We start from the raw sequence: 22,888 nt of genomic DNA, 5'->3' as shown, positions 1-22,888 counted from the left end.
AAACGCAGAAACTACGCAACATTATGTCCGAAACGGACTTATCTACGTAACAAATGCAAAACGGGATGGAGGCAGCGATGGCTGGCGCATATGACGATAGAGACGGCAAAATCTGGATGGACGGCCAGTTGGTCGAATGGCGCGACGCGAAAGTGCACATCCTGACCCATGCGCTGCACTATGCCTCGTCCGTGTTCGAGGGCGAGCGTTGCTATGGCGGCAAGATCTTCAAATCGCGCGAACATTCCGAGCGTCTGTTGAACTCGGGCAGGCTGATCGACTTCGAGATCCCCTATACCGTGGACCAGATCGAGGCCGCCAAACAGGCCGCCCTCGACGCAAACGGCCTGAAAGACGCCTATGTCCGTGCGCTTGCATGGCGCGGTGCAGGCCCCGACATGGGTGTCGCATCCGCCCGCAACCCCGTGCACATGGCCGTCGCGGTCTGGGAATGGGGCAACTACTACGGCGACGCCAAGATGAAGGGCGCCAAGCTGGATATCGCGAAATGGAAACGCCCCAGCCCCGAAACCGCCCCGTCACAGGCCAAGGCCGCCGGTCTTTACATGATCGCCACCATGTCCAAACACACAGCCGAGGCAAAGGGCTGCTCGGACGCGATGATGTTCGACTATCGCGGCTACGTGGCCGAGGCGACGGGCGCCAACATCTTTTTCGTCAAGGACGGCGAGATCCACACCCCGACGCCCGATGCCTTCCTCAACGGTCTGACCCGTCAAACCGTCATCGGGATGCTGAAGGACAAGGGGCTGACCGTGCATGAACGGCACATCATGCCCGAGGAACTGGAAGGCTTCGAGCAGTGCTGGCTGACCGGCACCGCAGCCGAGGTCACCCCCGTCGGCCAGATCGGCGACTACAACTTCGAGGTCGGCGCGATCACGCGCGAAATCGCGCAGGATTACGAAAAGCTGGTGCGCAGCTAGACCTGCGCTGCATCCGGTCGGAACAAGGGGCGCCGTGGCGCCCCTTTTCATTGCGACCTATTCGACCCGCGCCCGGGCAAGCCGCAGAAATTGCGCGGATCGCTGGCTTTCGTCACGCGACCGCCGGCGGCGTTGCAGCGCCAGCGTGGCCGGCTTCGGCTGATCTTTCTCCAGCGCAGCGACCGCTTTCGCGACGGCCGATTCACGCTTCGAACGGCCGTGATCCAGAATATGCTTGGTCATGCTTTCCTCCGTTCTTCGGGCCCCGATCATAACACCGATCGGCGGAAATCCGTCAACTCTTCTGAAATTGTCTCTGATCGGCGGATAATCGCGCCTTCGAAAACATCATTGACTCGTTCTGGAAAACAACAAATTTTCGATCAAGGCAGCCCTCGCCAAACTTCCGTCTGTTTTCAGCGGCATCTATCGGGCACTTCGTAGTGTAAGTTGTATCATGGTCCCTTCCGCCAACCAAAATGCCCCGCAGAACCCCAACAGGGCGCGCATTTCCGATAGCGAGTTCCAGCTCCGGCGGCTGCTGAAAGAGGCGCCCCAGGACCTCTGGCTCGACACCATCCGGCGCACCCGCGGCGATGCCCACAACGGGCTGATCTACTGGATGCTCAGCCAGCCGCAGTGCGACTTTGCGGTCGCCGCCCATGCGTTCTACCGCACGAACCCTGCCCAGCACGTCGAAAATCCGCAGCCCCTGCCCGCGCGGCCGGGGCCCGACAATCTCTTTGCGGTTGTCCTGTTCAACTGGGACACCGGATCATTCCGCAATCACAAACTGAGGGTCGAACCGCAAGACGCCCATCCCCGCCTGATCGCGCGGCTGAATCAAAAACTGCTGGTGCATGAAGCCGCCGGTCTGCCGTTCCGGATCCCGCCCCAGTTGCAGCGCCCCAAAGGCGGCCAGACCGCACAGGTGCCCGCCCGCTTCTCGCCCGAGGATGTGCGGGATATCTGGTCGCTCTATGCCGATCTCGGCCTTCAGGTGCCGGACAGCCCGCCCGGGATCCGGCGGACCCTCGAAGGCGTCAGGGGCATCATCCGCAAGTTCCGCTTCAACCCCTAGCCGCCGACGTTCCCCGTCGCCTTGCGCTGTTGCGCGCGTTGCAAGCCCAACTGACGCTCGCGCCAGATGATCAGCACGCCGGCAAAGATCACGATTGCCGCGCCCAGCAGCATGGTCAGGGTCGGCACCTCGTCGAAGATGAAATAGCCGATCACGAGGGCCAGCAGCATCGAGGTATAATCGAACGGCGCCACCAGCGAGGCATCGGCATAGCGATAGCTCGACGTCAGCAATATCTGCCCGATCCCGCCCAGCAAGCCCGCCATGACCAGCATCAGCGCAACCTGCCAGCTAGGCACGGCCCAGCCCCATGGCAGGGTGAACAGCGCCATGACCGAGGATGTGATGGTGAACCAGAAAACAATCGCGGCTGTCGTTTCCGTCGCGACCATCTTGCGGACAAAGACCTGCGCCAGCGCGGCCATGACCGCCCCCATCAGCACGACGATCGCGCCCAAGGTCTCGGATGTGTTCAGCGCCGCCCCGACCGACAGGCGCGGCGTCAGCACGATCAGCACGCCGACCATGCCCAGCGCCACGGCGGTCAGGCGAAAAGCGCGCACGTCCTCGCCCAGAAACATCGCGGCGAAAATGACCACCAGCAGGGGCGCGGCATAGCCGATCGCCGTCACCTCGGGCAGCGGCAGCAGGCCCAGCCCCATAAAGCCAAGGCCCATCGCGGTGGTGCCCACCAGCCCGCGCCAGACATGCGAGATCGGGTTCTGCGTCTTCCAGCCGTGGCGCAACTCGCGCCGGACGGCCAGCCAGCCGACGATGATCGGCAAGGCAAAGAACGACCGGAAGAAGACCGCCTGCCCGGGCGGGACCACGTCCGACGACGCCTTGATCAGGCTGGCCATCGCCATGAAGACGCAAACCGACAGGACCTTGAACAGAATGCCGCGCAACGGTTGCATGATGTGCCCCTTTCAGGACGCACCCTAGGCCTGCGTTGCGGGATGGAAAACCCCTACTGCGGGATGATCCGCGTTGCATCCCCTGCATCACCGATCACCAGAACCGACCCGTCTGGCAGCACCTCGACATCGCGCAGGCGGCCAAGCTCTGTCTGGATCCGTTCCTCACCCACCACACGGCCATTCTCCAGCTTCAGCCGGACCAGCCCCCCGGGGTTGAGCGAGGCAATCAGCAAGTCCCCCCGCCACAGGGCATATGACCCGTCATAGAAGGCCATCCCCGATGGCGCGATCACAGGGTCCCAGTAATAGACCGGCTCGGCAAAGCCGCTCGCGCGCGGCATCCCTTGGCCCACATCCGATCCGCGATAGTTGATGCCATAGCTGACCACCGGCCAGCCATAGTTGACGCCCGCCTCTGGCCGGTTCAGCTCGTCCCCGCCGCGCGGCCCGTGTTCGACCGTCCAGAGGTTGCCTTGCGCATCCAGCGCCGCACCCTGCACGTTACGGTGTCCCGACGACCAGATCAGATCATGACCGTCACGCCCGATAAAGGGATTGCCCGCAAAAGGCGTGCCATCACGCGTCACCCGCACGACCTTGCCCACGGTCGAGGCCATGTCCTGCACCAGATCGCCGCGGTCACCCTCGCCACGGTCGCCCGTGGTGACAAAGACGGACCCATCCGCCAGCGGCACGACACGGCTGCCGAAATGCCGCCCGCCGCGCACGGCAGGGTCCTGCACGAAGATGTCGCGCACATCCGTCAGGCTACCGTCGGCCTGCAATGCACCACTGGCAGCAGCCGTGACCGCACCGCCGCGCACATCCTTGGCATAGGTCCAGAACACCATTCGGTCATTGGCGAAATCGGGCGAGACATTCACATCCAGCAATCCGCCCTGACCGCCGACAGCCACCTCCGGCAGGCCGGACAGGGGCCGCGTCACGCTGCCATCGGCATTGATGATCCGCATATCGCCGCCGATCTCGGTCACCAGAAACTGGCCCGAGGGCAAGGCGTCGATCCCCCAAGGCCCGTCCAGCCCCGTGGCGAAAACTTCGGTCCGCACGGGCGTTTCTGGCAAGGCGGGCGCGCGGGTCTGGTTCTCGAATGCGGGCGTGAAATCGGCATTGGCCGGTCCCTGCGCCACCTGTGCGGCAGCGGCAGCGGGAAAGATCACAAGGGCGAGCGTACGCAAAAGCATGGGTCAGTCCTCCTTTATGGACGACATAGCCCAAGCCGCCGCATCGGCGACCGCCGCGTCGGCGTCCTCAAGCAAAGGTGAAACGGCAGGGGCAAGCGCAGGGTCACCGGAATTGCCGATCGCATAGGCCACATTGCGGACAAAGCGGTCACGGCCGATGCGCTTGATGGGCGAGCCTGCGAACCGCGCGCGGAACCCCGCATCATCCAGCGCGGCGAGGTCCGCCAAGGGCGGTGCGATCAGATCATCCCGCGCCGCCAACCGCACATCGCGCCCTGCGACGGCAAACTTGTTCCACGGGCAAACCGCCAGACAGTCGTCGCACCCATAGATGCGGTTTCCCATCAGCGGGCGCAGGTCCTTGTCCACCGGTCCCTTATGCTCGATCGTCAGATAGGAAATGCAGCGCCGCGCATCCAGACGGTAAGGGGCGGGGAAGGCAGCGGTCGGGCAGATGTCCAGACAGGCGGTGCAGGACCCGCAATGGCTGACCTCTGCCGCGTCGGGCTCCAGGTCCACCGTCGTGAAAATCGCGCCCAGAAAGAACCAGTTGCCCAGATCGCGGCTTAACAGATTGGTATGCTTGCCCTGCCAGCCAAGGCCCGCCGCCTGCGCCAGTGGCTTTTCCATCACCGGCGCGGTATCGACGAAAACCTTGATCTCGGCCCCCGCGACCTGATCGATCAACCAGCGGCCCAGGGACTTGAGCCGCTTTTTCACCACATCGTGGTAATCCTTGTTCTGCGCATAGACACTGATCGCCGCGCGGTCCTTTTGGCCCAGCACCGCCAAAGGATCATGATCGGGGGTATAGACCTCGGCCAGCATGATCACCGACCGCGCCTCGGGCCAGAGCGCCGCCGGATCGGCGCGCCAGTGCATCCGGTCCGCCATCCACCCCATCTGCCCATGCATCCCCGCATCGACGAAAGCCTGCAACCGCGCGGGCAGTTCGGGCACCGCATCAGGACGGCACACGCCCATCCCGGCAAACCCCGCCTTGCGCGCATGGTCCTTCAGGCGGGTTTTCAGATCATCCATCGTCGGGTTGCCCCTGCGGCTCTTGCGCCGCTCAGAAATCGAGGTCCGCATAATGCGCCGCAGGCGTGAACCCCGGCACCTCGTCCGCCAGAACGGACCGGAAGGCAGGCCGCGACTTGATCTTGGCATACCAGTCCTTGACCGCCTCGCTGCGGTTCCAGTCCACGTCGCTGGTGTAATCGAGACATGACAATTGCGCGGCAGCGGCGAAATCCGCCAGCGTCATGTCATTGCCCGCCAGCCAGCGGCGGTCTTCGAGCAGATAGGTCATATAGTCGAGGTGATACTTGATCGCCCGCGCGCCTTCCTTGACCCTGGTGCTGTCGGGATAGCCCAACCCCATGACCTTGCGGTTGACCCGCTCGCCGGTCAGCTTGACGGTCACCTCGTGATGGAACTTGTCGTCGAACCAGCCCACCAGCCGCCGAGCCTCGGCGCGCGCCTTGGGATCGCGCGGCAGCAGGGCGGGGGTCGGATAGGCCTCTTCGAGATATTCGCAGATGGCCGCACTTTCGGACATCATCATGCCGTCGATCTTCAGCACCGGCACCTTGCCCGCCGGATTGCGGCGCAGAAAGTCCGGGTCCTGTTCCCAGTAACGCACTTCCACCAGCCCGACCTCGATCTTCTTCTCCGCCAGCGACAGGCGGACTTTGCGGCAGAATGGGGAAAGGGCGTAATGATAAAGCGTATTCATGATGTGCTCGTAAAAACCGGACCTCTCTTCAATGCCGCATGGCGGGCGGTAGATCAATCCGCAGGTCAGTTCTCAAAGCAATCCGCGCGCCCATCCGCCGCTATCGTATCGGCACCGGACAGGATCGAGGCGGCACGGTTGCGGGTAAAATTGCCGGGGTTGCTGGCGGACCGGCTTTTGGGCGCGGGCAGGATCGCCGCCAGCCGCGCGGCCTGCGTGCGGTTCAGATCGGATGCATCGACACCGAAATAATGCCGCGCCGCCGCCTGCACGCCGAACACGCCTTCGTCGAACTCGGCCACGTTCAGATAAATCTCGACGATCCGCCGCTTGGACCAAAGCGCCTCTGCCACCGGCGTCCAGAGAGCCTCGACCGCCTTGCGCAGCCATGACCGCTTTTGCCAGAGGAACACATTCTTCACCACCTGCTGCGAGATCGTCGAGGCCCCGCCGATACCCGTATCCGCCGCGCGCTGGATCGCGTTCACATCCAGCCCCCAATGCAGGCAGAAATCCGCATCCTCGGCGGCGACGACCGCGCGCGCCATGATCGGGGCGATGTCGTCGATCGCGACCCAGTCATGCTGCACCCCGCCAAGGCGGCGGCTTTCGGACAGCATGTAAGACGTCGTCGGCGGATTGATCAGCGCATAAACACTGGTCCAGAGCAGAACGAGCCCCACGACGCCCAGCACCGACCAGACAAGCACACGCCGCAGACGGACGCGCACCCGCGCCAGCAGCCCGGGCTGGTCATCTGTCTTCTTGGCGGTTTTCTTTCTCGGGGCCGGCTTCTTGGCAGCCTTCGCCCGCGTCTTGCTCTGCTCTGCCATCAGCCACCATAAGCCACGCGCGATACCCAGAGGTCAACGCCCCCGCAACAGGATTGCCGCGGGGGCGTGTTCTTTACTCCGCAGGGATCGCGGCTTCTTCGATGCTCAGCGGATGGGGCAGATGGATCAGCATCTCTTTCGGGCAGACCTGCAGGAAGTGCGCCTTCTCGGCCTCCCAATGTTGCAGGATCTCGGCCGCCTTCACGCTGCCGGTCTCGGCGGCGTGACGCATGATCAGACCCTTCAACTGGTCTTCCCAATGCTGCACCGTGACAGCGCAGGTCACCAGCGTTTCCATGTTCATCAGCGCAGGTGCGGCACCCTTCGGATCATAGAGATAGGCCATCCCGCCCGTCATCCCCGCCCCGAAGTTCGCGCCGATCTCGCCAAGGATCACCGCGACACCGCCGGTCATGTATTCACAGCCGTTGGACCCGCAGCCCTCGATCACCACCTTGGCGCCCGAGTTGCGCACCGCGAACCGCTCGCCCGCGCGACCGGCGGCGAAAAGGTAGCCGTCCGTCGCCCCGTAAAGCACCGTGTTGCCGATGATCGTGTTCTCGGATGCCACCAGCGGGCTGACCATGGGCGGACGCACGACAATGGTGCCGCCCGACAGACCCTTGCCGACATAGTCGTTGGCATCGCCCGAGACCTCCAGCTTCAGCCCCGGTGCCGCGAAGGCCCCCAGCGACTGACCGGCGGAGCCGCGCAGCTTGACCGTCAGGTGATCGGGCTGCAGCGCGTTGCGCATCCCGAACTGCTGCACGATATGGCTGCTGGTGCGCGTGCCGATGGTCCGCAGCGTGTTCTGCACCGCGTAATCCAGCTGCATCTTCTCACCATCGTTCAGGAAGCGCGCGGCATCCTGCACGATCTGCGCATCCAGCGTATCATCGACCGGATTGCGCGGACGCTTGCGGTCGTATTTGATCTTGTTCGCGCCATCGACGGTGATCAAGAGCGGGTTCAGGTCCAGATCATCCAGATGCGCCGAGCCACGCGACACCTGCGTCAGCAGGTCCGCACGGCCGATGATGTCGTCAAGCGACCGCGCCCCGATGGATGCAAGGATTTCCCGCACCTCGGTGGCATAGAAGGTGATCAGGTTGACGACCTTCTCGGCATTGCCGGTGAACTTGGCGCGCAGGGCCTCGTCCTGCGTGCAGACACCGACAGGGCAGGTGTTCGACTGGCACTGGCGCACCATGATACAGCCCATCGCGATCAGCGCGGCGGTGCCGATGCCGTATTCCTCGGCCCCCATCATCGCGGCCATGACGATGTCGCGGCCCGTGCGCAGGCCGCCATCGGTGCGCAGCGTGATGCGTTCGCGCAGGTTGTTCATCGCCAGCACCTGATGCGCCTCGGTCAGGCCCATTTCCCACGGCAGACCGGCGTATTTGATGGATGTGGCGGGCGAGGCACCCGTGCCGCCGTTGTGCCCCGAAATCAGGATCACATCGGCCTTGGCCTTGGCCACACCGGCGGCAATCGTGCCGACACCGGACGACGACACCAGCTTGACCGTCACCTTGGCGCGCGGGTTGATCTGCTTGAGGTCATAGATCAGCTGCGCCAGATCCTCGATACTGTAGATATCATGGTGCGGCGGAGGCGAAATCAGCGTCACCCCCTTGGTGGAATGGCGCAGACGGGCGATCAGCTCGGTCACCTTCATGCCGGGCAACTGGCCGCCCTCGCCGGGCTTGGCACCCTGCGCGACCTTGATTTCCAACTCTTCACAGGCGTTCAGATATTCCGCGGTGACCCCGAAACGACCGGATGCCACCTGCTTGATCTTCGCCGAAGGGTTGTCGCCGTTGGGTTCAGGGTGGAAATGCGCGGGATCCTCGCCGCCCTCGCCGCTGTCGGACTTGGCACCGATGCGGTTCATGGCGACGTTCAGGGTCTTGTGCGCCTCGGGCGATAGCGCGCCCAAAGACATCCCCGGAGTGACGAACCGCTTGCGGATCGCGGTGATGCTTTCCACCTCTTCGATGGGCACCGGCGCACCCAGAGGCTTGATCGCCAGAAGGTCCCGCAGATGGATCGGCGGGTTGGCCTGCATCGCCTTGGAATACTGCTGCCACAGCGCATAGGACGCCTTGTTGCAGGCGGCCTGCAGCATATGCATCGTCTGCGCTTCCCAGGCATGCTTTTCACCGGACCGGCGGGCCTTGTAGAAGCCGCCGATGGGCAGAACATCGGTGCCGCCCTTCCAGCCCTTGGTGTGGACCTCTTCCAGCTTGGTCTGGATCCCGTTGGTGCCGATGCCCGAGATGCGGCTGTGCATCCCGGGGAAGTATTCCGCACACATCGCGCGCGACAGGCCCACGGCCTCGAAGTTCAGACCGCCGCGATAGGACGACAGAACCGAAATCCCCATCTTCGACATGATCTTCAGCAGGCCCGCGTCGATCGCCGCACGGTAGCGCACGACGGCCTCGGTCAGGGATCCCTCGATCAGGCCCCGGCGCACACGGTCCGCAATCGAATCCTGCGCCAGATAGGCGTTCACCGTGGTCGCACCGCAGCCGATCAGCACGGCGAAGTAATGCGGGTCGATACATTCGGCAGAGCGCACGTTGAGCGAACAGAAGGTGCGCAGGCCCTTCTTGGTCAGCCCCGAATGGACCGCCGAAGTCGCAAGGATCATCGGCATCCCGACCCGCGTTTCATCCTGATGCTGGTCTGTCAGCACGATATGCCCCGCGCCGGACCGCACGGCATCCTCTGCCTCGTCACGGATGCGCTGCAATCCTGCATTCAGCGCCCCGCGCCCCGCCGCGAAGGTGCAGTCGATCACGGCGACGCTGTCACCGAACTGGCGCATCATCTCATCGAATTCGGCATTGGCCACGAAGGGGCTTTCCAGCAGCAGGATTTCCGTCTGCGAGGAATCCTCGTCCAGCACGTTCTTGAGGTTCCCGAACCGCGTTTTCAGGCTCATCACCCGGGTTTCACGAAGTGAGTCAATCGGCGGGTTCGTCACCTGGCTGAAGTTCTGCCGGAAGAAATGCGACAGCGGGCGATAGGTCTTGGACAGCACCGCCGAGGGCGTGTCGTCACCCATCGAGGCGATCATCTCTTTGCCGTCCTCGGCCATCGGGGCCAGCACCTGTTCCAGTTCTTCGATGCTGTAACCGGCGGCCACCTGCCGCTTGCGCAACTGGTCACCCTCGAACAGCGCCTTTTCGGGCACGTCGCGCATCATGCTGTTGAGATCGACGACTTTCTCGACCCATTCACCAAAGGGCTGTGCGGCGGCCAGCTTGTCCTTCAGCTCTTCGTCGCGATAAAGCCGACCCTCGGCCATATCGACCGCGATCATCTGGCCGGGGCCCAGAGCGCCCTTTTCGACGACCGTGGCCTCGTTGACGGTGACCATCCCCACCTCGGAGCCCGCCACCAGCAGACCGTCGCCGGTGACGACATAGCGCAAGGGGCGCAAGCCGTTGCGGTCCAGACCGCCACAGACCCAGCGGCCATCGGTCATGGCAAGGGCGGCGGGACCATCCCATGGTTCCATCACGGCGTTGCAATAGCCATACATGTCGCGCCAAGCCTGCGGCATCTCGATCGCCTGCTGCGACCAGGCTTCGGGCACCAGCATCGTCTTGGCCATCGGCGCGTTGCGGCCTGCACGGACCAGCACCTCGAACACGGAATCGAGCGCCGCAGAATCCGATGCCCCCGACGGGATGATCGGTTTGATATCCTCGGCCTTGTCACCGAAGGCGCTGGATGCCATGCGGATTTCGTGGCTCTTCATCCAGTTGATGTTGCCCTTCAGCGTGTTGATCTCGCCGTTATGGGCCAGCATCCGGAAGGGCTGGGCCAGCGACCACTGCGGGAAGGTATTGGTGGAATAGCGCTGGTGATAGATCGCGAAAGCGCTCTCGAACCGGGCATCCATCAGGTCGGGATAGAATTCGGCCACCTGTTCGGCCAGCATCATGCCCTTGTAGATGATCGACCGGCAGGACAGCGAGCAGACATACATCCCCGCGATGCCCGCAGCAGCGGCGGCTTTCTCGATCCGGCGGCGGATGATGTAAAGCTCGCGCTCGAACTGTTCCTCATCCAGACCCTTTTCGTTGCGGATCAGGATCTGCTCGATCTCGGGGCGGGTGGCATTGGCCTTGTCGCCCAGCACCTCGGTGTTCACCGGCACATGGCGCCAGCCATAGATATAGTGCCCCAGACGCAGCACCTCGGTCTCGACGATGGTGCGGCAGCGTTCCTGCGCGCCGAAATCGGTGCGCGGCAGAAAGATCTGGCCAACGGCGATCAGCTTGCCATTGTCGGGGGCGTGGCCCGTCCGTTCGATCTGGTCATAAAAGAACGGAACCGGGATCTGCACATGGATGCCCGCGCCATCGCCGGTCTTGCCATCGGCATCGACGGCACCACGGTGCCAGACCGCCTTCAGCGCGTTGATCCCCTTTTCGACCACATCCCGCGAGGGCGTGCCGCTGATCGAGACCACAAGACCCACACCGCAAGAGGCGTGCTCGTCATCCGCCTTGTAAAGGCTGTTCTCCGCCATCCACTTGCGCTTGGCTTGCTCGGCGGCGACCCAGGTAGCGTCATATGTTGTCATCGGTCTGTCCTTTCACGGGCGGGGCCATCCTGTCGGGATGGGCTTTGTCTTTGTCGGGTCAGGGGCGAAAGCCTGCGTCGATCTGGTTGCATTCGTAAATCGGCTGGGACGTGAAGAAGCCGGTCTCGCCGGGATAGATGAACTCGACCGGCGACATGTCGATGATGTCCTCGGGGCTGTCGGCGTCCCATGTCTCGCCAAGAAAGAACATGCGGTGCTTTTCGCTGACGTATTGACGGCCCGCACCGGCCTCGATCTCGTTGCCGTCGGCATCCAGCGTGCGGCCCTGAAATTCGGTGCGCAGCAATTCCTCGCCGTCGATCACCACGGTTTCACCGGTCAGCAGGTCATAGCCCACATGACGCTCTGGTCCTGTTTCGGTCTGCAGCGTGAAATCCCAGGTGTCGATCTGGGTCGCGAACAATTCGTCCAGAGACGCGGGATCATCCGCAGGCTGGATCAGGGATTCGTCGCCCGTGATCTTGAAGGCCTCGATCCACTGGAATTCGCGATCGACGCGCTGAACGCTGAACAGACCCCCCAGACCGAAAAGCGCGATCCACTGGTCACCGGGGGTATCGGCCTCGCACTGCCAGATATTGATCACGACACAGCCCTTGTGCTGGACGGTCAGGGTGCCTTGGCAACCCTCGGGCGCCGCAAAGCTTTGCTGCGCGACCACGGGGGTGGCCGCGACAACGGCAGCGACAAAGGCGAGTGGTTTCATCATATCTTTACCCTTCAGGTCAGTGCCTTTGACGTATTGCGCAGAGCAACGTGCAATCATGCCCGACGTTTTGCCGACGTTGCGCCGACGTGTTGCAGACATCATTCTGCGGCAACGGTTTCCACCTGTCCGAGGTAGTCCAGAATGGCCTCGGCGCAATCGCGGCCATCACGGATCGCCCAGACCACAAGCGAGGCGCCACGCACGATATCACCTGCCGCATAGACGCCTTCCAGCGATGTCTGGCCGGTGGTGAAGGCGGCCTTGATGGTGCCCCAGCGGGTCACCTCCAGCCCTTCGACACCCCAGAGGGCGGGCAGGTCCTCGGGCTCGAAACCCAGCGCCTTGATCACCAGATCGGCCTCTTCGACGTAATCTGCACCGGCGATCACCTCGGGCACGCGGCGACCCGTGGCGTCAGGCGCACCAAGGCGCATCCGCTGCACTTTCACGCCCGTGACCGGATCACCGACAAAGCCGTCAGGGGCGGCCAGCCAGACGAATTCCACGCCTTCCTCTTCGGCGTTCTGCACCTCGCGTTGGGACCCCGGCATATTCTCGCGGTCGCGACGGTAGAGACATTTGACGCTTGTCGCGCCCTGCCGGATCGCCGTGCGCACGCAGTCCATCGCCGTGTCGCCACCGCCGATGACGACGACGCGCTTGCCAGCCGCGTTCAGCTCGCCGCTGTCGAATTCCGGCACATCGTCGCCAAAGCTCTTGCGGTTGCTGGCGGTCAGATAGTCGATCGCCGTGACGATCCCCTCGGCCCCCGAATCCGGCAGGTCGCGGGTCTTGTAGACGCCTGTGGCGATCAGAATCGCATCGTGTTTTCCACGGATTGCATCGAACGAGAGGTCCTCGCCCACGTTGCAGTTCAAAACGAACTGGACGCCGCCATCCTCGAGCTGCGCCATGCGCTGCATGACGACATCTTTCTCCAGCTTGAAGCCGGGGATGCCATAGGTCAGCAAACCGCCGCCGCGATCATAGCGGTCATAAACGGTGACCTGCACACCCTGACGGCGCAGCATGTCGGCTGCCGCCAGACCGCCGGGGCCGGCGCCGATGATGCCGACACTTTCGCTGCGTTCCATTGCGGGGCGGATCGGCTTGACCCAGCCTTCCTCGAAGGCGGTATCCGTGATGTATTTCTCGACCGCGCCGATGGTCACCGTGCCATGGCCCGATTGTTCGATGACACAGTTGCCCTCGCACAGACGGTCCTGCGGGCAGATGCGGCCGCAGATTTCAGGGAAGGTATTGGTGGCCTGACTGATCTCGTAGGCTTCCTGCAGGCGACCCTCGGCGGTCAGGCGCAGCCAGTCGGGGATATTGTTGTGCAGCGGGCAATGGGTCTGGCAATAGGGCACGCCGCACTGGCTGCAACGGGCGGACTGCTCTTCAGCCTTCGCGCGGGCGTAGTCGGCGTAAATTTCGTTGAAGTCTTCACGGCGAAGATTTGGCGCACGCTTCTCGGGCATCTCGCGCGCGACCTGCGTGAACTTCAACATCTTCTGGCCAGCCATAAGCCACCCTCCCCAAATCCCAAGCGAACCGCCTTGTAAATCGGTTGCATCAAAATGAAAAGGCAATACTGCTGACCTATATTCGCAATTCTGGCGCGGCCAGACAGTTTTTCTGGTCTCATGGGCGAAAATTAGGACCGATTTGTGACCTATTTGGACTCTTTCCCCTGATTTCTAGACGGTTAGTTTGAGGAGACCGAATCAAAAGCCCTGCACATGACAACCTTCAACCTGCTACTGATCGCCCTGATCCAGGGTCTGACCGAATTTCTGCCGGTCTCTTCCTCGGGGCATCTGATCCTTTTGCCCAATCTGACCGGTATGGCGGATCAGGGGCAGGTCATCGACGTCGCCGCCCATCTGGGCACGCTGGGGGCGGTCATCCTCTACTTCTGGGGGGATGTCCGGCTGGCGCTGGGCGGTCTGGGGCGGCTGATGCGCGGCAAGATCGACACGCGCGGCGCCTTCCTTGCGCTCTGCCTGATCATCGCCACCGTTCCGGTGGTTATCGCCGGGCTGATCCTGAAACTGACCGGCCTGTCGGACATGATGCGGGGGATCGCGGTCATCGGCTGGGCGATGATCATCTTCGGCGTGCTGCTTTACTGGGCGGACCAGACCGGCACCGAAGAACGAACGACCGAGGGCTGGACCCTGAAGCACGCCTTCCAGATGGGTCTCTGGCAGGCGGTCGCCCTGATCCCCGGCACCTCGCGGTCCGGTATCACGATCACGGCGGGGCGGATGCTGGGCTACGGGCGCAGCGACGCGGCACGGATCGCGATGCTGATGTCGATCCCGACGATCATGGCCTCGGCCGCGCTGCTGGGCCTCGACGTGATCGGCACGGCGGACGCAGGCGCCTTGCGCGATATCGGGCTGGTTATCGCGATGTCCTTCGCAGCGGCATTGTTCGCGCTGACGATCATGATGCGGCTGCTGAGGTCGGTCAGCTTTACACCTTACGTGATCTACCGGATCGGGTTGGGGGTAGTGCTGTTGTGGATTGCGTATAGTTAGAAAGTGCCTGGTGGCACGGGGCTGGTGCGACCGAAGACGAGTGTCCAGTATCGGTTGCTGCCAGAGCCCGCCTTCGCGATTCCGTAGTCTTCGAAGAGGGGGTTCAGGTTGTTTCTTCTATGGCCGGTTGAATCCATCCAGTCATCAAAGACCTGTTGTTCACTCTGCTGTCCCCGCGCGACATTCTCGGCTGCCAAGGTGAAGGGATAATTCACGCGGCCCAGGCGATCGCGAAGTTTAGACCCATCGCTGCCCTCATGCGTCATTTTCCCCATCATATACTGATCGTTGGAGTGGTTCTGCGCGGCCAACATCAATCTTGGATCTTGGGTAAGCGCCCCTGCACCGTGATCGGACCGCGCCTGATTCAGAATTGTCCCAAAACCCGCTGAAACAGGCTGTGTCGGTGGCAAAGGCGGCGGCGTAGCTGACACACTGGTCCCGCCTCCGCCCATGCAGGCGGGCAACATCAGCATCGCGATCACTGGCAGGACCCATTTCATCTTCAGACTTCCTTTTTGATTCCCGGTAGCCACGCCTCCGCTTTCATTAAAGTACCGTCCATCTCATGGCATTTTCAGGGCAAGACTTTGCCGATCCGCGAACAATTTCCGCCAATTGGCAGGATCATGCGGTATGCGGTAAGACTTGCGGCATCGACGCAGCGGAACCGCCCGCAGGTCCCCGCAAGCAATGGGAGAAAGTGTCCTGCACAGCAAACTGACATCGGCGATGCTGGCGGCTGCACTGGTCGGTCTCGGCGCGTCACAGGCCATGGGACAATCCAACGACCCCGCGCTAGAAACCGCCCTCGCAACGGCCGACTGGGCGCGCGTCGCGACGATTGCCAGCCGGATGCAGGCCGACAACCCCGCTGACGCGGATGCAGCCTTTCTGCGCGCGCTGGCAGCTTTCGAAAACGGCGATCCCGCGACCGCCGCCAGCTTCGCCGCGCAGGCCTACGCCCTTGCGCAGACCGAACCCGACAGGTTCGAGGCGGCCAGACTGGCGGGGCGTGCGCATTACAACGCAGGCGCCTTCGCGCGGTCCGAATTCTGGTTCCGCCGCGCCGCAAACCACACCGGCACCACCGCAGAGGCCACAAGCCTCGCCGCCGATTTCAGGCGGGCACAGCAGACCAACCCGCTGACCATCGCCCTTGGCGCATGGGCCGCGCCCTCGGACAATATCAACGACGGGTCAGAGGACCCCTATTTCCAGCTTGAAGGTCTGCCCTTCGACTTTGTCCTGCCCGCCGCGCGCAGGGCGCTTTCGGGGATCGAGTATGGGGCGGAAGCACGGATCAATTACCGGCTTTCGCAATCCGCCCGACAGCGGACCAGCGTCGGGGCCTACCTCTTGGGGCAGACCTATTCCCTGTCATCCAAGGCGGAAGGAATCGCACCCGAGCTTGACGGCGGCGACTTTGCGGTGGGCATCGCCGAGATGTCCTTTACCCATGACCGCAACTTCGGCGCAGGCCTTGGGCCCAGCAGCCTTACCCTTGGCGCCGGGCGGATCTGGTATGGCGGCGACCCGACATGGAATTACCGGACCGTCAGCCTGCAACAGGGGTTCGTGGTGGATGAAAACAGCCGCCTGACGCTTCGCTTTGCCGACACACGGCAAGAGGCAATCAGACGGGATGCAAGCGTGCGACGACATGATCTGGAAGCACGCTACGAGACTGCGGGCGGATGGAACGTCGTCGGGGGCTATACCCACAGCGACGGCGGTTTCGAGAATGTCTATGACGAATACCGGATCGGCGGCGGCGTGGTATGGCCGGAACCGGTCTGGAACGCGCTCTGGTCAGGTGACATCACCTTCGGGCTGCGCGACTATCCCACATTCACCACAACCCTCGACGGTCGCCGTGACCGCTTTGCCGCGGTCAGCATCACCGCCACGCTGGCCGACCTTTCCTATTGGGGCTTTGCGCCGCAGATCATGGTGCTTGGCCGGACAACCACATCGACCGCCGAAGAATTCACGACCGATGCCCTGGGCATCCGGTTCGGCATCGCCTCGACGTTCTGAGATCAGGTCTTGAGGTTCTTGGCCGAGTCCTTGATCGCGTCGTATTGGCCCGAGGGCCGGAAGCGCCACAGATAGTCGGGCAGGACCGCCTCAAGCGCGGTGGGGCGCATGTCGAGGTCTGCGAAACCCCTGGCATCTTCGGACACGACATTGTCCGCGCGCAGGTTGACCACCTGATCACGGGTGATCGGGGGCTTGACCAGACCGGCAGACAGGAACCGCACAAGGCCGAAACCCCTTGCCATCACATTCGCGGCCCAGAACGGAATATTCAGCACCAGACGGCGACGGTGGATCACGCGCAGCATGATCTGCATGAGGTCGCGGAAGCTGTGCACACCGGGGCCGCCAAGCTCGTAGGTGCCTGCGGGCACCTTGCCCAAGACGGCGTTGGTCGCGGCAGCGGCCACATCGTCGACATAGACCGGCTGGAACTTCGTTTCGGCACCGACAACGGGCAGGATGGGGCCAAGCCTGCTCATCCCTGCGAAACGGTTGAAGAACTGGTCCTCGGGGCCGAAAATGATCGAGGGGCGCAGGATCACGGCCTCGGGCATCGCGGCCAGCACGGCGGCCTCGCCTGCGGCCTTGGTGCGGGCATAGGCGCTGGCAGAATCGGCGCTCGCCCCGATGGCCGAGACATGGACCATGCGCGCAACGCCCATCTCGGCGGCGATGCGGGCGATGCGCCCGGCACCTTCGGCCTGCACGGCGTCGAAGGTATTCTTGCCGATCTCGTCCAGCACGCCGACGCAGTTGACGACGACATCGGCCCCGGTGGTGACAGCGGCGACCGAGGCATCGTCGCGGATATTGCAGAACACCGGCTCGACCTGACCGACGACACCGTAAGGGCGGACGAACATCGCCTCGTTGACGTTGCGCACCGCCACGCGGACGCGCCAGCCTTCTTTTGCCAGCCGACGGGCAATATATCGCCCGACAAAACCGGAACCGCCGAAGATGGTTACAAGCTTGGACATCGCTGGGCCTCTTGTCTGATCGTGTTCGGGTTTATCGACCGTCCAGCGCTACGACAAGGCGCAAACGCGGGATTTGATACGACCGCGCCTTTTTGTCGTCGAATCGCGTTGACAGCCCCAAGGCAGCGGCGTAAATCGCCCCTCACCGACCCTGTGCCCAGGTGGCGGAATTGGTAGACGCGCCAGCTTCAGGTGCTGGTGTCTGTATGGACGTGGAGGTTCGAGTCCTCTCCTGGGCACCATTCCCCCTACATTTGACATGATGATCAGGCGCATGGCGCGGCCATGGCCCGTGCCGTCAGAGGCTTGCCAATGCGCGCCGCCAGCCGAACCCGAAGGTCAGGCTGGCGCGTGTTTGCGGATCGTCGCGGGCTAGCCTGCCTTGGTCACGGCGCGCTTGGCCATCACGGTCACCAGATGCGCGCGATAGGCGGCCGTCGCGTGAATATCCGACAGCATGCCATCCGCATCCAGACTGACCTGATCAAGCGCCCCGGCCGAGAAATCGGCGGCCAGCGCGGTCTCGATCGCGGTGGACCGGAAAACGCCATCCTCGGCCGCGCCGGTCACGGCAACGCGCACACCCGCGCCGGTATCAGCCACAAAGACACCGACCAGGGCATAGCGGGACGCCGGGTTGTGGAACTTGGCATAACCGGCCTTGCGCGGCACCGGGAACTTGATCGCGGTGATGATCTCGTGATCACCCAGCGCCGTGGCGAACATGCCGGCAAAGAAATCATCCGCCGCAATCTCGCGACGGTCGGTGACAACGGTTGCGCCAAGGGCCAGAACGGCGGCGGGGTAATCGGCGGCGGGGTCGTTATTGGCGACCGAACCACCGATCGTTCCCATGGCCCTGACGGCAGGGTCGCCAATGCCACCCGCCAGAGCGGCAAGCGCGGGAATTTGCGCCCTGACATCGGCGTTTCCGGCCACATCGGCATGCTTTGAACCGGCCCCGATGGTGACCACACCGCCCGAGACCGAGATGTCCTGCATCCCGGAAATGCCCCGCACGTCGACAAGGTCGCTTGGCGCGGCAAGGCGCTGCTTCATCGTCGGCAAAAGCGTTTGCCCACCACCCAGCAGCTTGCCTTCTTCGGCGGCTTCCATCGCGGCCAGCGCCGCGTCGATCGCTGCCGGCTTGTGATATCTTATCTGGTACATCCGATCTCTCCTTATTCCGCGGCCATCGGGGTTTTGACAGCTTGCAGCGCCGTCCAGACCGCCAGCGGCGTGGCTGGCATTTGCAGATCATTGGTGCCGATGGCATCCGTGATCGCGTTGATCACCGCAGGCGGCGAGCCGATGGCCCCCGCCTCGCCGCAGCCCTTGACCCCAAGCGGGTTCAGCGGCGAGGGCGTTGCGTTGTGATCCAGCGTGTAGGACGGCACGTCGTCGGCACGCGGCATGCAGTAGTCCATGTAGGACCCCGTGATCAGCTGACCGCTTTCGTCATAGACGACCTGTTCCAGCATCGCCTGCCCGATCCCTTGGGTGACACCGCCATGCACCTGACCTTCGACAATGTTGGGGTTGATGATGGTGCCGAAATCATCCACCGCGGTGAACTTTTCGATGGTGGTGACGCCGGTATCGGGATCGACCTCGACCTCGCAGATCAGCGCGCCCGCCGGGAAAGAGAAGTTCACCGGATCATAAAAGGCGGTTTCCTTCAGGCCGGGCTCCATCCCTTCGGGCAGGTTGTGCGCGATATAGGCCGCCAGACCGATCTCGTGCCAGGCCATCTTCTTGTCGGTGCCGGCGACTTTGACCTCGCCGTTCTCGATCACGATGTCATCCTCGGATGCCTCAAGCGTATGGGCCGCGATCTTCTTGGCCTTCGCCTCGACTTTCTCCAGCGCCTTGACGATGGCCGACATGCCCACAGGACCCGAACGCGATCCATAGGTGCCCATGCCGAACTGCACCTTGTCGGTGTCGCCATGCACGATCTGGACGTTGTCGATCGGGATGCCCAGACGATCCGCCGCGACCTGTGCAAAGGTGGTTTCGTGCCCTTGACCATGGCTGTGGCTGCCGGTCAGGATTTCGAGGGTCCCGACGGGATTGACCCTGACTTCGGCACTTTCCCAAAGCCCGACAGCGGACCCAAGCGAGCCTACCGCCGCCGAAGGGGCAATCCCGCAGGCTTCCACGAAGGTGGAATAGCCCAAACCGCGCAGCTTGCCGCGCGCCGCGGATTCCGCCTTGCGAGCCGGAAACCCTGCGACATCCGCGATCTTTTCGGCCATATCCAGCGTCTTGTGATAATCGCCCGAGTCGTACTGCAGGATCACCTGTGTCTGGTAGGGGAACTCGGTGATGAAGTTCTTGCGGCGCAACTCGGCGGGGGCCATGCCCATCTCGCGTGCCGCCGTCTCCATCATGCGTTCGATGGTATAGGTGGCCTCGGGGCGACCGGCCCCGCGATAGGCGTCGACAGGTGCCGTGTTGGTATGGATCGCCTTCACGTTGCCGTAGATCGCAGGCATGTCATAGCAGCCCGACAGCAAGGTGCCGTGCAGATAGGTCGGCGTCACCGTCGCGAAAAGCGAGACATAGGCGCCAAGATTGGCCAGCGTGTCGGTCTTGAACCCGACGATCTTGCCGTTCGCATCGAAACCCATCGTCGCGGTCGTCACATGATCGCGGCCATGGGCGTCGGTCAGGAAGGCCTCGGACCGGTCGGATGTCCACTTGACCGAGCGCCCCGTCTTCATCGAGGCCCAGAGGCAGGCGATTTCTTCGGGATAGATGTAGATCTTCGATCCGAAACCGCCGCCGACGTCCGGCGCAATGACCCGCAGCTTGTGCTCGGGGGCGACATTGTAGAAGGCCGACAGCACCAGCCGCGCGACATGCGGGTTCTGGCTGGTTGTGTAAAGCGTGTAGTGGTCTTCCGCTTCATCGAAAATCGCCACGGCCGAGCGCGGTTCCATCGCGTTGGGGCTGAGGCGGTTGTTGACGATCTTCATTTGGGTCACATGATGCGCGCTTTCCAGCGCGGCATTCACCGCCGCCTCGTCACCGATTTCCCAGTCATAGATCATGTTGCCGGGCACATTCTGATGCACCTGCGCGGCACCATCCTTGATCGCCGCTTCGACACCGACCGTCGCGGGCAGTTCGTCGAGATCGAGTTCGACGGCCTCGGCCGCGCGACGGGCGATCTCTTGCGATTCCGCGATGACGACGGCAATGGCGTCACCCACGTAGCGGCCATGGGTCGTCACCATCGGGTTCCAGACACCGCATTGCATCGGGCTGCCATCCTTCGAGGTGATGGCCCAGCCGGTGATGATGTCCCCGATACCGTCTTCCTTCATTTCCGGCCCTGTATGGACCGCGATCACACCCTCCATCGCAAGCGCTGCGGATGCGTCGATCCCGTTGATCTTGGCATGGGCCACCGGACAACGGACGAAGGCCGCATAGGCCTGATTGTCCACGCGGACATCGTCCGTATACTTGCCCTTGCCGGTGATGAAACGTCTGTCTTCCTTCCGCGCGACGCGCGCACCAATTCCTTCGCTCATGTGAACCTCCCTATTCCGCAGCCTGCGCCATACCGGACATCTTGCCGGCGGCGTCTTCGATTGCCTTGACGATGTTGTGGTAACCGGTGCACCGGCAGATATTGCCTTCCAGTTCGTGCCGGATCGCGGCGGCATCGAGCGTCTTGCCCTCGGCACCATAGCGATTGACCATGTCGATCCCCGACATGATCATCCCCGGCGTGCAGAAGCCGCATTGCAACCCGTGATGCTCTTTGAAGGCGGCCTGCATCGGGTGCAGGTCCTTGCCATGGGCGACACCTTCGATCGTTGTCACCTCTGCACCGGCAAGCGACACCGCCAGAACCGTGCAGGATTTGACCGCGCGCCCGTCCACATGGACAACACATGCGCCGCATTGGCTGGTGTCGCAGCCTACATGCGTTCCGGTCAGTCGCAGACCTTCGCGCAAGAAGTCGGACAGAAGTGTGTTGTCCGGCACGTCTGCACTTGCAGCCTTACCGTTCACCGTCATTGAGATTTGCGTCATTCTTTCCTCCCTGATCACGAAGCCGTGCCGTTCTTTTGGCAACCGCCAAGGGAAGACCCGCTACGGCTCTTCGGCCCTCCCCGGCCAAAGACGCCCATCACGTTTCCTCCCCATCATGGGGCAGAGTAGAGCAAAGCAAAGGCAAAGGAGTCAATTTGGCAGGCGGCTTGCGACCCAAAATGCCTCGTCGACTTGTCTCATGGCTGAGACAGTTCCTAATTCAGGCCATGCCGGTCCAGCATCCGGTAAAAGGTGGCACGGCTGACGCCGAGGTCCCTTGCCGCCTTCGACATGTTGCCGTTGTTGCGGGCGATGGCACGTTTGATGGTGCTGCGTTCAGCCGCCTTCAACCCCCGCGGCTGCGCGCCGCGATCCAGCAGGTCCCTGCGGGGAATAGGTGCCGCATTCAGGTCCTGCTTGATATCCAGCAACCGTCTCGCCGCGCGGTTCGCCCCGATGATCAGGTCATCGTCATCGGCGGCCAGAAGCGGCGTTCCGATCTTGGAATAGCCGTTCGCCACGAAGATGTTCGCATTGTCGAAACAGGCGCGGAAATACTCGGTCTCGATCCGGTTGGCGGTGTTGGTAATGATCGGCAACAGGAATTGCGCCGTCTGGGCTTCGGTATCATGGCGCGCGCTGGTGACGTCGAGCACCCCGATCACCTCGCCTGCGGGGTCGAAGATCGGCGCGCCCACGCAGGTCAGTTGCGTCACCGCGCACATGTAATGCTGGTCCTTGAAAACGATCATCGGCAGCGCGTCGACAGCCACCGTGCCGATGGCGTTCGTGCCCTGATGGCTTTCCGCCCAGACCGATCCGGGCCGCAGGCCTGCCTGATGAAAGTCGGGTTCGTCGTAGTCGTTCGAGATCTGGTCCAGCAGAACGCCGTTCCTGTCGCTAAGGACCACGGTGAAGCCGGACAGCCCCACAGACCGGAACAAATCCTCCAGCAAGGGGCGCGCGACATAGAGCAGGCGATCCTGTCGCAACCGCGCATCGGTCAGTTCGCCGCTGGTCAGGACATGGGCCTTCTGATTGCGTTCCGCGGGAACCCCGTGGTGCAAGAGGCACCGACGCCAGGACGCGACGATCGGCGAGCGGCCGACCGCATTGCCTTCGACGGCCATTTGTATCTTTTGCAAATGCGCGCCCGTTTCCGACCGGTTCAACCCCATGCGCTCCTCCCCACACACAGCTTCGTCCGCA

The 22,888-nt window shown here is 63.0% G+C and carries 19 protein-coding genes and 1 tRNA gene; 5 read left to right on the top strand and 15 right to left on the bottom strand.

Annotated elements, in window-relative coordinates; translation table 11 throughout:
• Positions 1-77 precede the first annotated feature (77 nt).
• Positions 78-947, top strand: a complete 870-nt coding sequence (locus tag V7N12_RS00190; protein ID WP_333711828.1) for a branched-chain amino acid aminotransferase — start codon at positions 78-80, stop codon at positions 945-947.
• Positions 948-1,004: 57 nt separating this feature from the next.
• On the opposite strand, the gene V7N12_RS00185 is transcribed toward V7N12_RS00190, so the two are convergent.
• Positions 1,005-1,190: a hypothetical protein gene (locus V7N12_RS00185; RefSeq protein ID WP_333711827.1), complete on the bottom strand. Its 186-nt coding sequence runs from the start codon at positions 1,188-1,190 to the stop codon at positions 1,005-1,007.
• A gap of 214 nt (positions 1,191-1,404) precedes the next feature.
• Between V7N12_RS00185 and V7N12_RS00180 the strand changes: the two genes are divergently transcribed.
• The gene (locus V7N12_RS00180; RefSeq protein WP_333711826.1) at positions 1,405-2,028 is read left to right on the top strand and encodes a hypothetical protein; all 624 of its coding nucleotides are present in this window, start codon (positions 1,405-1,407) and stop codon (positions 2,026-2,028) included.
• Here V7N12_RS00180 and V7N12_RS00175 read toward each other — a convergent pair.
• The 8 genes from V7N12_RS00175 to V7N12_RS00140 form a co-directional block, all read right to left on the bottom strand.
• On the bottom strand, positions 2,025-2,945 hold the full coding sequence (locus V7N12_RS00175; RefSeq protein ID WP_333711825.1) for a DMT family transporter: 921 nt from the start codon (positions 2,943-2,945) through the stop codon (positions 2,025-2,027). The genes V7N12_RS00180 and V7N12_RS00175 overlap by 4 nt on opposite strands.
• Before the next feature lie 53 nt (positions 2,946-2,998).
• The gene (locus tag V7N12_RS00170; protein WP_333711824.1) at positions 2,999-4,153 is read right to left on the bottom strand and encodes a PQQ-dependent sugar dehydrogenase; all 1,155 of its coding nucleotides are present in this window, start codon (positions 4,151-4,153) and stop codon (positions 2,999-3,001) included.
• 3 nt (positions 4,154-4,156) lie between these two features.
• On the bottom strand, positions 4,157-5,194 hold the full coding sequence (gene queG, locus V7N12_RS00165; RefSeq protein ID WP_333711823.1) for a tRNA epoxyqueuosine(34) reductase QueG: 1,038 nt from the start codon (positions 5,192-5,194) through the stop codon (positions 4,157-4,159).
• Positions 5,195-5,225: 31 nt separating this feature from the next.
• Positions 5,226-5,891, bottom strand: a complete 666-nt coding sequence (fzlA, locus tag V7N12_RS00160; RefSeq protein ID WP_333711822.1) for an FtsZ-binding protein FzlA — start codon at positions 5,889-5,891, stop codon at positions 5,226-5,228.
• Between the two features lie 65 nt (positions 5,892-5,956).
• The gene (gene mtgA, locus V7N12_RS00155; protein ID WP_333711821.1) at positions 5,957-6,724 is read right to left on the bottom strand and encodes a monofunctional biosynthetic peptidoglycan transglycosylase; all 768 of its coding nucleotides are present in this window, start codon (positions 6,722-6,724) and stop codon (positions 5,957-5,959) included.
• A gap of 73 nt (positions 6,725-6,797) precedes the next feature.
• Positions 6,798-11,330, bottom strand: a complete 4,533-nt coding sequence (gltB, locus tag V7N12_RS00150) for a glutamate synthase large subunit (protein WP_333711820.1) — start codon at positions 11,328-11,330, stop codon at positions 6,798-6,800.
• A 58-nt stretch (positions 11,331-11,388) separates the two neighbouring features.
• Positions 11,389-12,060: a hypothetical protein gene (locus V7N12_RS00145; RefSeq protein ID WP_333711819.1), complete on the bottom strand. Its 672-nt coding sequence runs from the start codon at positions 12,058-12,060 to the stop codon at positions 11,389-11,391.
• 98 nt (positions 12,061-12,158) lie between these two features.
• The gene (locus V7N12_RS00140; RefSeq protein ID WP_333711818.1) at positions 12,159-13,586 is read right to left on the bottom strand and encodes an NAD(P)-dependent oxidoreductase; all 1,428 of its coding nucleotides are present in this window, start codon (positions 13,584-13,586) and stop codon (positions 12,159-12,161) included.
• 216 nt (positions 13,587-13,802) lie between these two features.
• Here V7N12_RS00140 and V7N12_RS00135 point away from each other — a divergent pair, with 216 nt between their 5' ends.
• Positions 13,803-14,606: an undecaprenyl-diphosphate phosphatase gene (locus V7N12_RS00135; RefSeq protein ID WP_333711817.1), complete on the top strand. Its 804-nt coding sequence runs from the start codon at positions 13,803-13,805 to the stop codon at positions 14,604-14,606.
• Here the strand turns inward: V7N12_RS00135 and V7N12_RS00130 are convergent.
• The gene (locus V7N12_RS00130) at positions 14,603-15,109 is read right to left on the bottom strand and encodes a CAP domain-containing protein (protein WP_333711816.1); all 507 of its coding nucleotides are present in this window, start codon (positions 15,107-15,109) and stop codon (positions 14,603-14,605) included. The two genes, V7N12_RS00135 and V7N12_RS00130, sit on opposite strands and share 4 nt — an antisense overlap.
• Before the next feature lie 190 nt (positions 15,110-15,299).
• On the opposite strand from V7N12_RS00130, the gene V7N12_RS00125 reads away from it, so the two are divergent.
• Positions 15,300-16,646, top strand: coding sequence for a hypothetical protein (locus V7N12_RS00125; protein WP_333711815.1), 1,347 nt, complete (start codon positions 15,300-15,302; stop codon positions 16,644-16,646).
• Positions 16,647-16,648: 2 nt separating this feature from the next.
• Here V7N12_RS00125 and V7N12_RS00120 read toward each other — a convergent pair whose 3' ends face one another.
• Positions 16,649-17,629 (bottom strand): complex I NDUFA9 subunit family protein, encoded by a 981-nt coding sequence (locus V7N12_RS00120; RefSeq protein WP_333711814.1) that lies wholly within the window; start codon positions 17,627-17,629, stop codon positions 16,649-16,651.
• Between the two features lie 155 nt (positions 17,630-17,784).
• Here V7N12_RS00120 and V7N12_RS00115 point away from each other — a divergent pair.
• Positions 17,785-17,871, top strand: a tRNA-Leu gene (locus V7N12_RS00115).
• A 130-nt stretch (positions 17,872-18,001) separates the two neighbouring features.
• Here the strand turns inward: V7N12_RS00115 and V7N12_RS00110 are convergent.
• The 4 genes from V7N12_RS00110 to V7N12_RS00095 form a co-directional block, all read right to left on the bottom strand.
• Positions 18,002-18,799, bottom strand: coding sequence for an FAD binding domain-containing protein (locus V7N12_RS00110; RefSeq protein ID WP_333711813.1), 798 nt, complete (start codon positions 18,797-18,799; stop codon positions 18,002-18,004).
• A gap of 11 nt (positions 18,800-18,810) precedes the next feature.
• A complete protein-coding gene (locus V7N12_RS00105; RefSeq protein ID WP_333711812.1) occupies positions 18,811-21,171 on the bottom strand; it encodes a xanthine dehydrogenase family protein molybdopterin-binding subunit in 2,361 nt (786 codons plus the stop codon).
• Positions 21,172-21,181: 10 nt separating this feature from the next.
• Positions 21,182-21,679: a (2Fe-2S)-binding protein gene (locus V7N12_RS00100; RefSeq protein ID WP_333711811.1), complete on the bottom strand. Its 498-nt coding sequence runs from the start codon at positions 21,677-21,679 to the stop codon at positions 21,182-21,184.
• A gap of 215 nt (positions 21,680-21,894) precedes the next feature.
• Positions 21,895-22,809: a GAF domain-containing protein gene (locus V7N12_RS00095; RefSeq protein WP_333711810.1), complete on the bottom strand. Its 915-nt coding sequence runs from the start codon at positions 22,807-22,809 to the stop codon at positions 21,895-21,897.
• Between the last annotated feature and the right edge of the window lie 79 nt (positions 22,810-22,888).

It is taken from the genome of Yoonia sp. (assembly GCF_036770585.1).
Taxonomy (GTDB): Bacteria; Pseudomonadota; Alphaproteobacteria; order Rhodobacterales; family Rhodobacteraceae; genus Yoonia.
Note: the sequence above shows the minus strand (reverse complement) of the source record. Positions and strands in the feature narration are given on the sequence as shown.

Bases quoted from the DNA above. Each gene is read 5' to 3' on its own strand.
- V7N12_RS00190 (WP_333711828.1), top strand. From the start codon at position 78: ATGGCTGGCGCATATGACGATAGAGACGGCAAAATCTGGATGGACGGC.
- V7N12_RS00185 (WP_333711827.1), bottom strand. From the start codon at position 1,190: ATGACCAAGCATATTCTGGATCACGGCCGTTCGAAGCGTGAATCGGCC.
- V7N12_RS00180 (WP_333711826.1), top strand. From the start codon at position 1,405: ATGGTCCCTTCCGCCAACCAAAATGCCCCGCAGAACCCCAACAGGGCG.
- V7N12_RS00175 (WP_333711825.1), bottom strand. From the start codon at position 2,945: ATGCAACCGTTGCGCGGCATTCTGTTCAAGGTCCTGTCGGTTTGCGTC.
- V7N12_RS00170 (WP_333711824.1), bottom strand. From the start codon at position 4,153: ATGCTTTTGCGTACGCTCGCCCTTGTGATCTTTCCCGCTGCCGCTGCC.
- queG (WP_333711823.1), bottom strand. From the start codon at position 5,194: ATGGATGATCTGAAAACCCGCCTGAAGGACCATGCGCGCAAGGCGGGG.
- fzlA (WP_333711822.1), bottom strand. From the start codon at position 5,891: ATGAATACGCTTTATCATTACGCCCTTTCCCCATTCTGCCGCAAAGTC.
- mtgA (WP_333711821.1), bottom strand. From the start codon at position 6,724: ATGGCAGAGCAGAGCAAGACGCGGGCGAAGGCTGCCAAGAAGCCGGCC.
- gltB (WP_333711820.1), bottom strand. From the start codon at position 11,330: ATGACAACATATGACGCTACCTGGGTCGCCGCCGAGCAAGCCAAGCGC.
- V7N12_RS00145 (WP_333711819.1), bottom strand. From the start codon at position 12,060: ATGATGAAACCACTCGCCTTTGTCGCTGCCGTTGTCGCGGCCACCCCC.
- V7N12_RS00140 (WP_333711818.1), bottom strand. From the start codon at position 13,586: ATGGCTGGCCAGAAGATGTTGAAGTTCACGCAGGTCGCGCGCGAGATG.
- V7N12_RS00135 (WP_333711817.1), top strand. From the start codon at position 13,803: ATGACAACCTTCAACCTGCTACTGATCGCCCTGATCCAGGGTCTGACC.
- V7N12_RS00130 (WP_333711816.1), bottom strand. From the start codon at position 15,109: ATGAAATGGGTCCTGCCAGTGATCGCGATGCTGATGTTGCCCGCCTGC.
- V7N12_RS00125 (WP_333711815.1), top strand. From the start codon at position 15,300: ATGGGAGAAAGTGTCCTGCACAGCAAACTGACATCGGCGATGCTGGCG.
- V7N12_RS00120 (WP_333711814.1), bottom strand. From the start codon at position 17,629: ATGTCCAAGCTTGTAACCATCTTCGGCGGTTCCGGTTTTGTCGGGCGA.
- V7N12_RS00110 (WP_333711813.1), bottom strand. From the start codon at position 18,799: ATGTACCAGATAAGATATCACAAGCCGGCAGCGATCGACGCGGCGCTG.
- V7N12_RS00105 (WP_333711812.1), bottom strand. From the start codon at position 21,171: ATGAGCGAAGGAATTGGTGCGCGCGTCGCGCGGAAGGAAGACAGACGT.
- V7N12_RS00100 (WP_333711811.1), bottom strand. From the start codon at position 21,679: ATGACGCAAATCTCAATGACGGTGAACGGTAAGGCTGCAAGTGCAGAC.
- V7N12_RS00095 (WP_333711810.1), bottom strand. From the start codon at position 22,809: ATGGCCGTCGAAGGCAATGCGGTCGGCCGCTCGCCGATCGTCGCGTCC.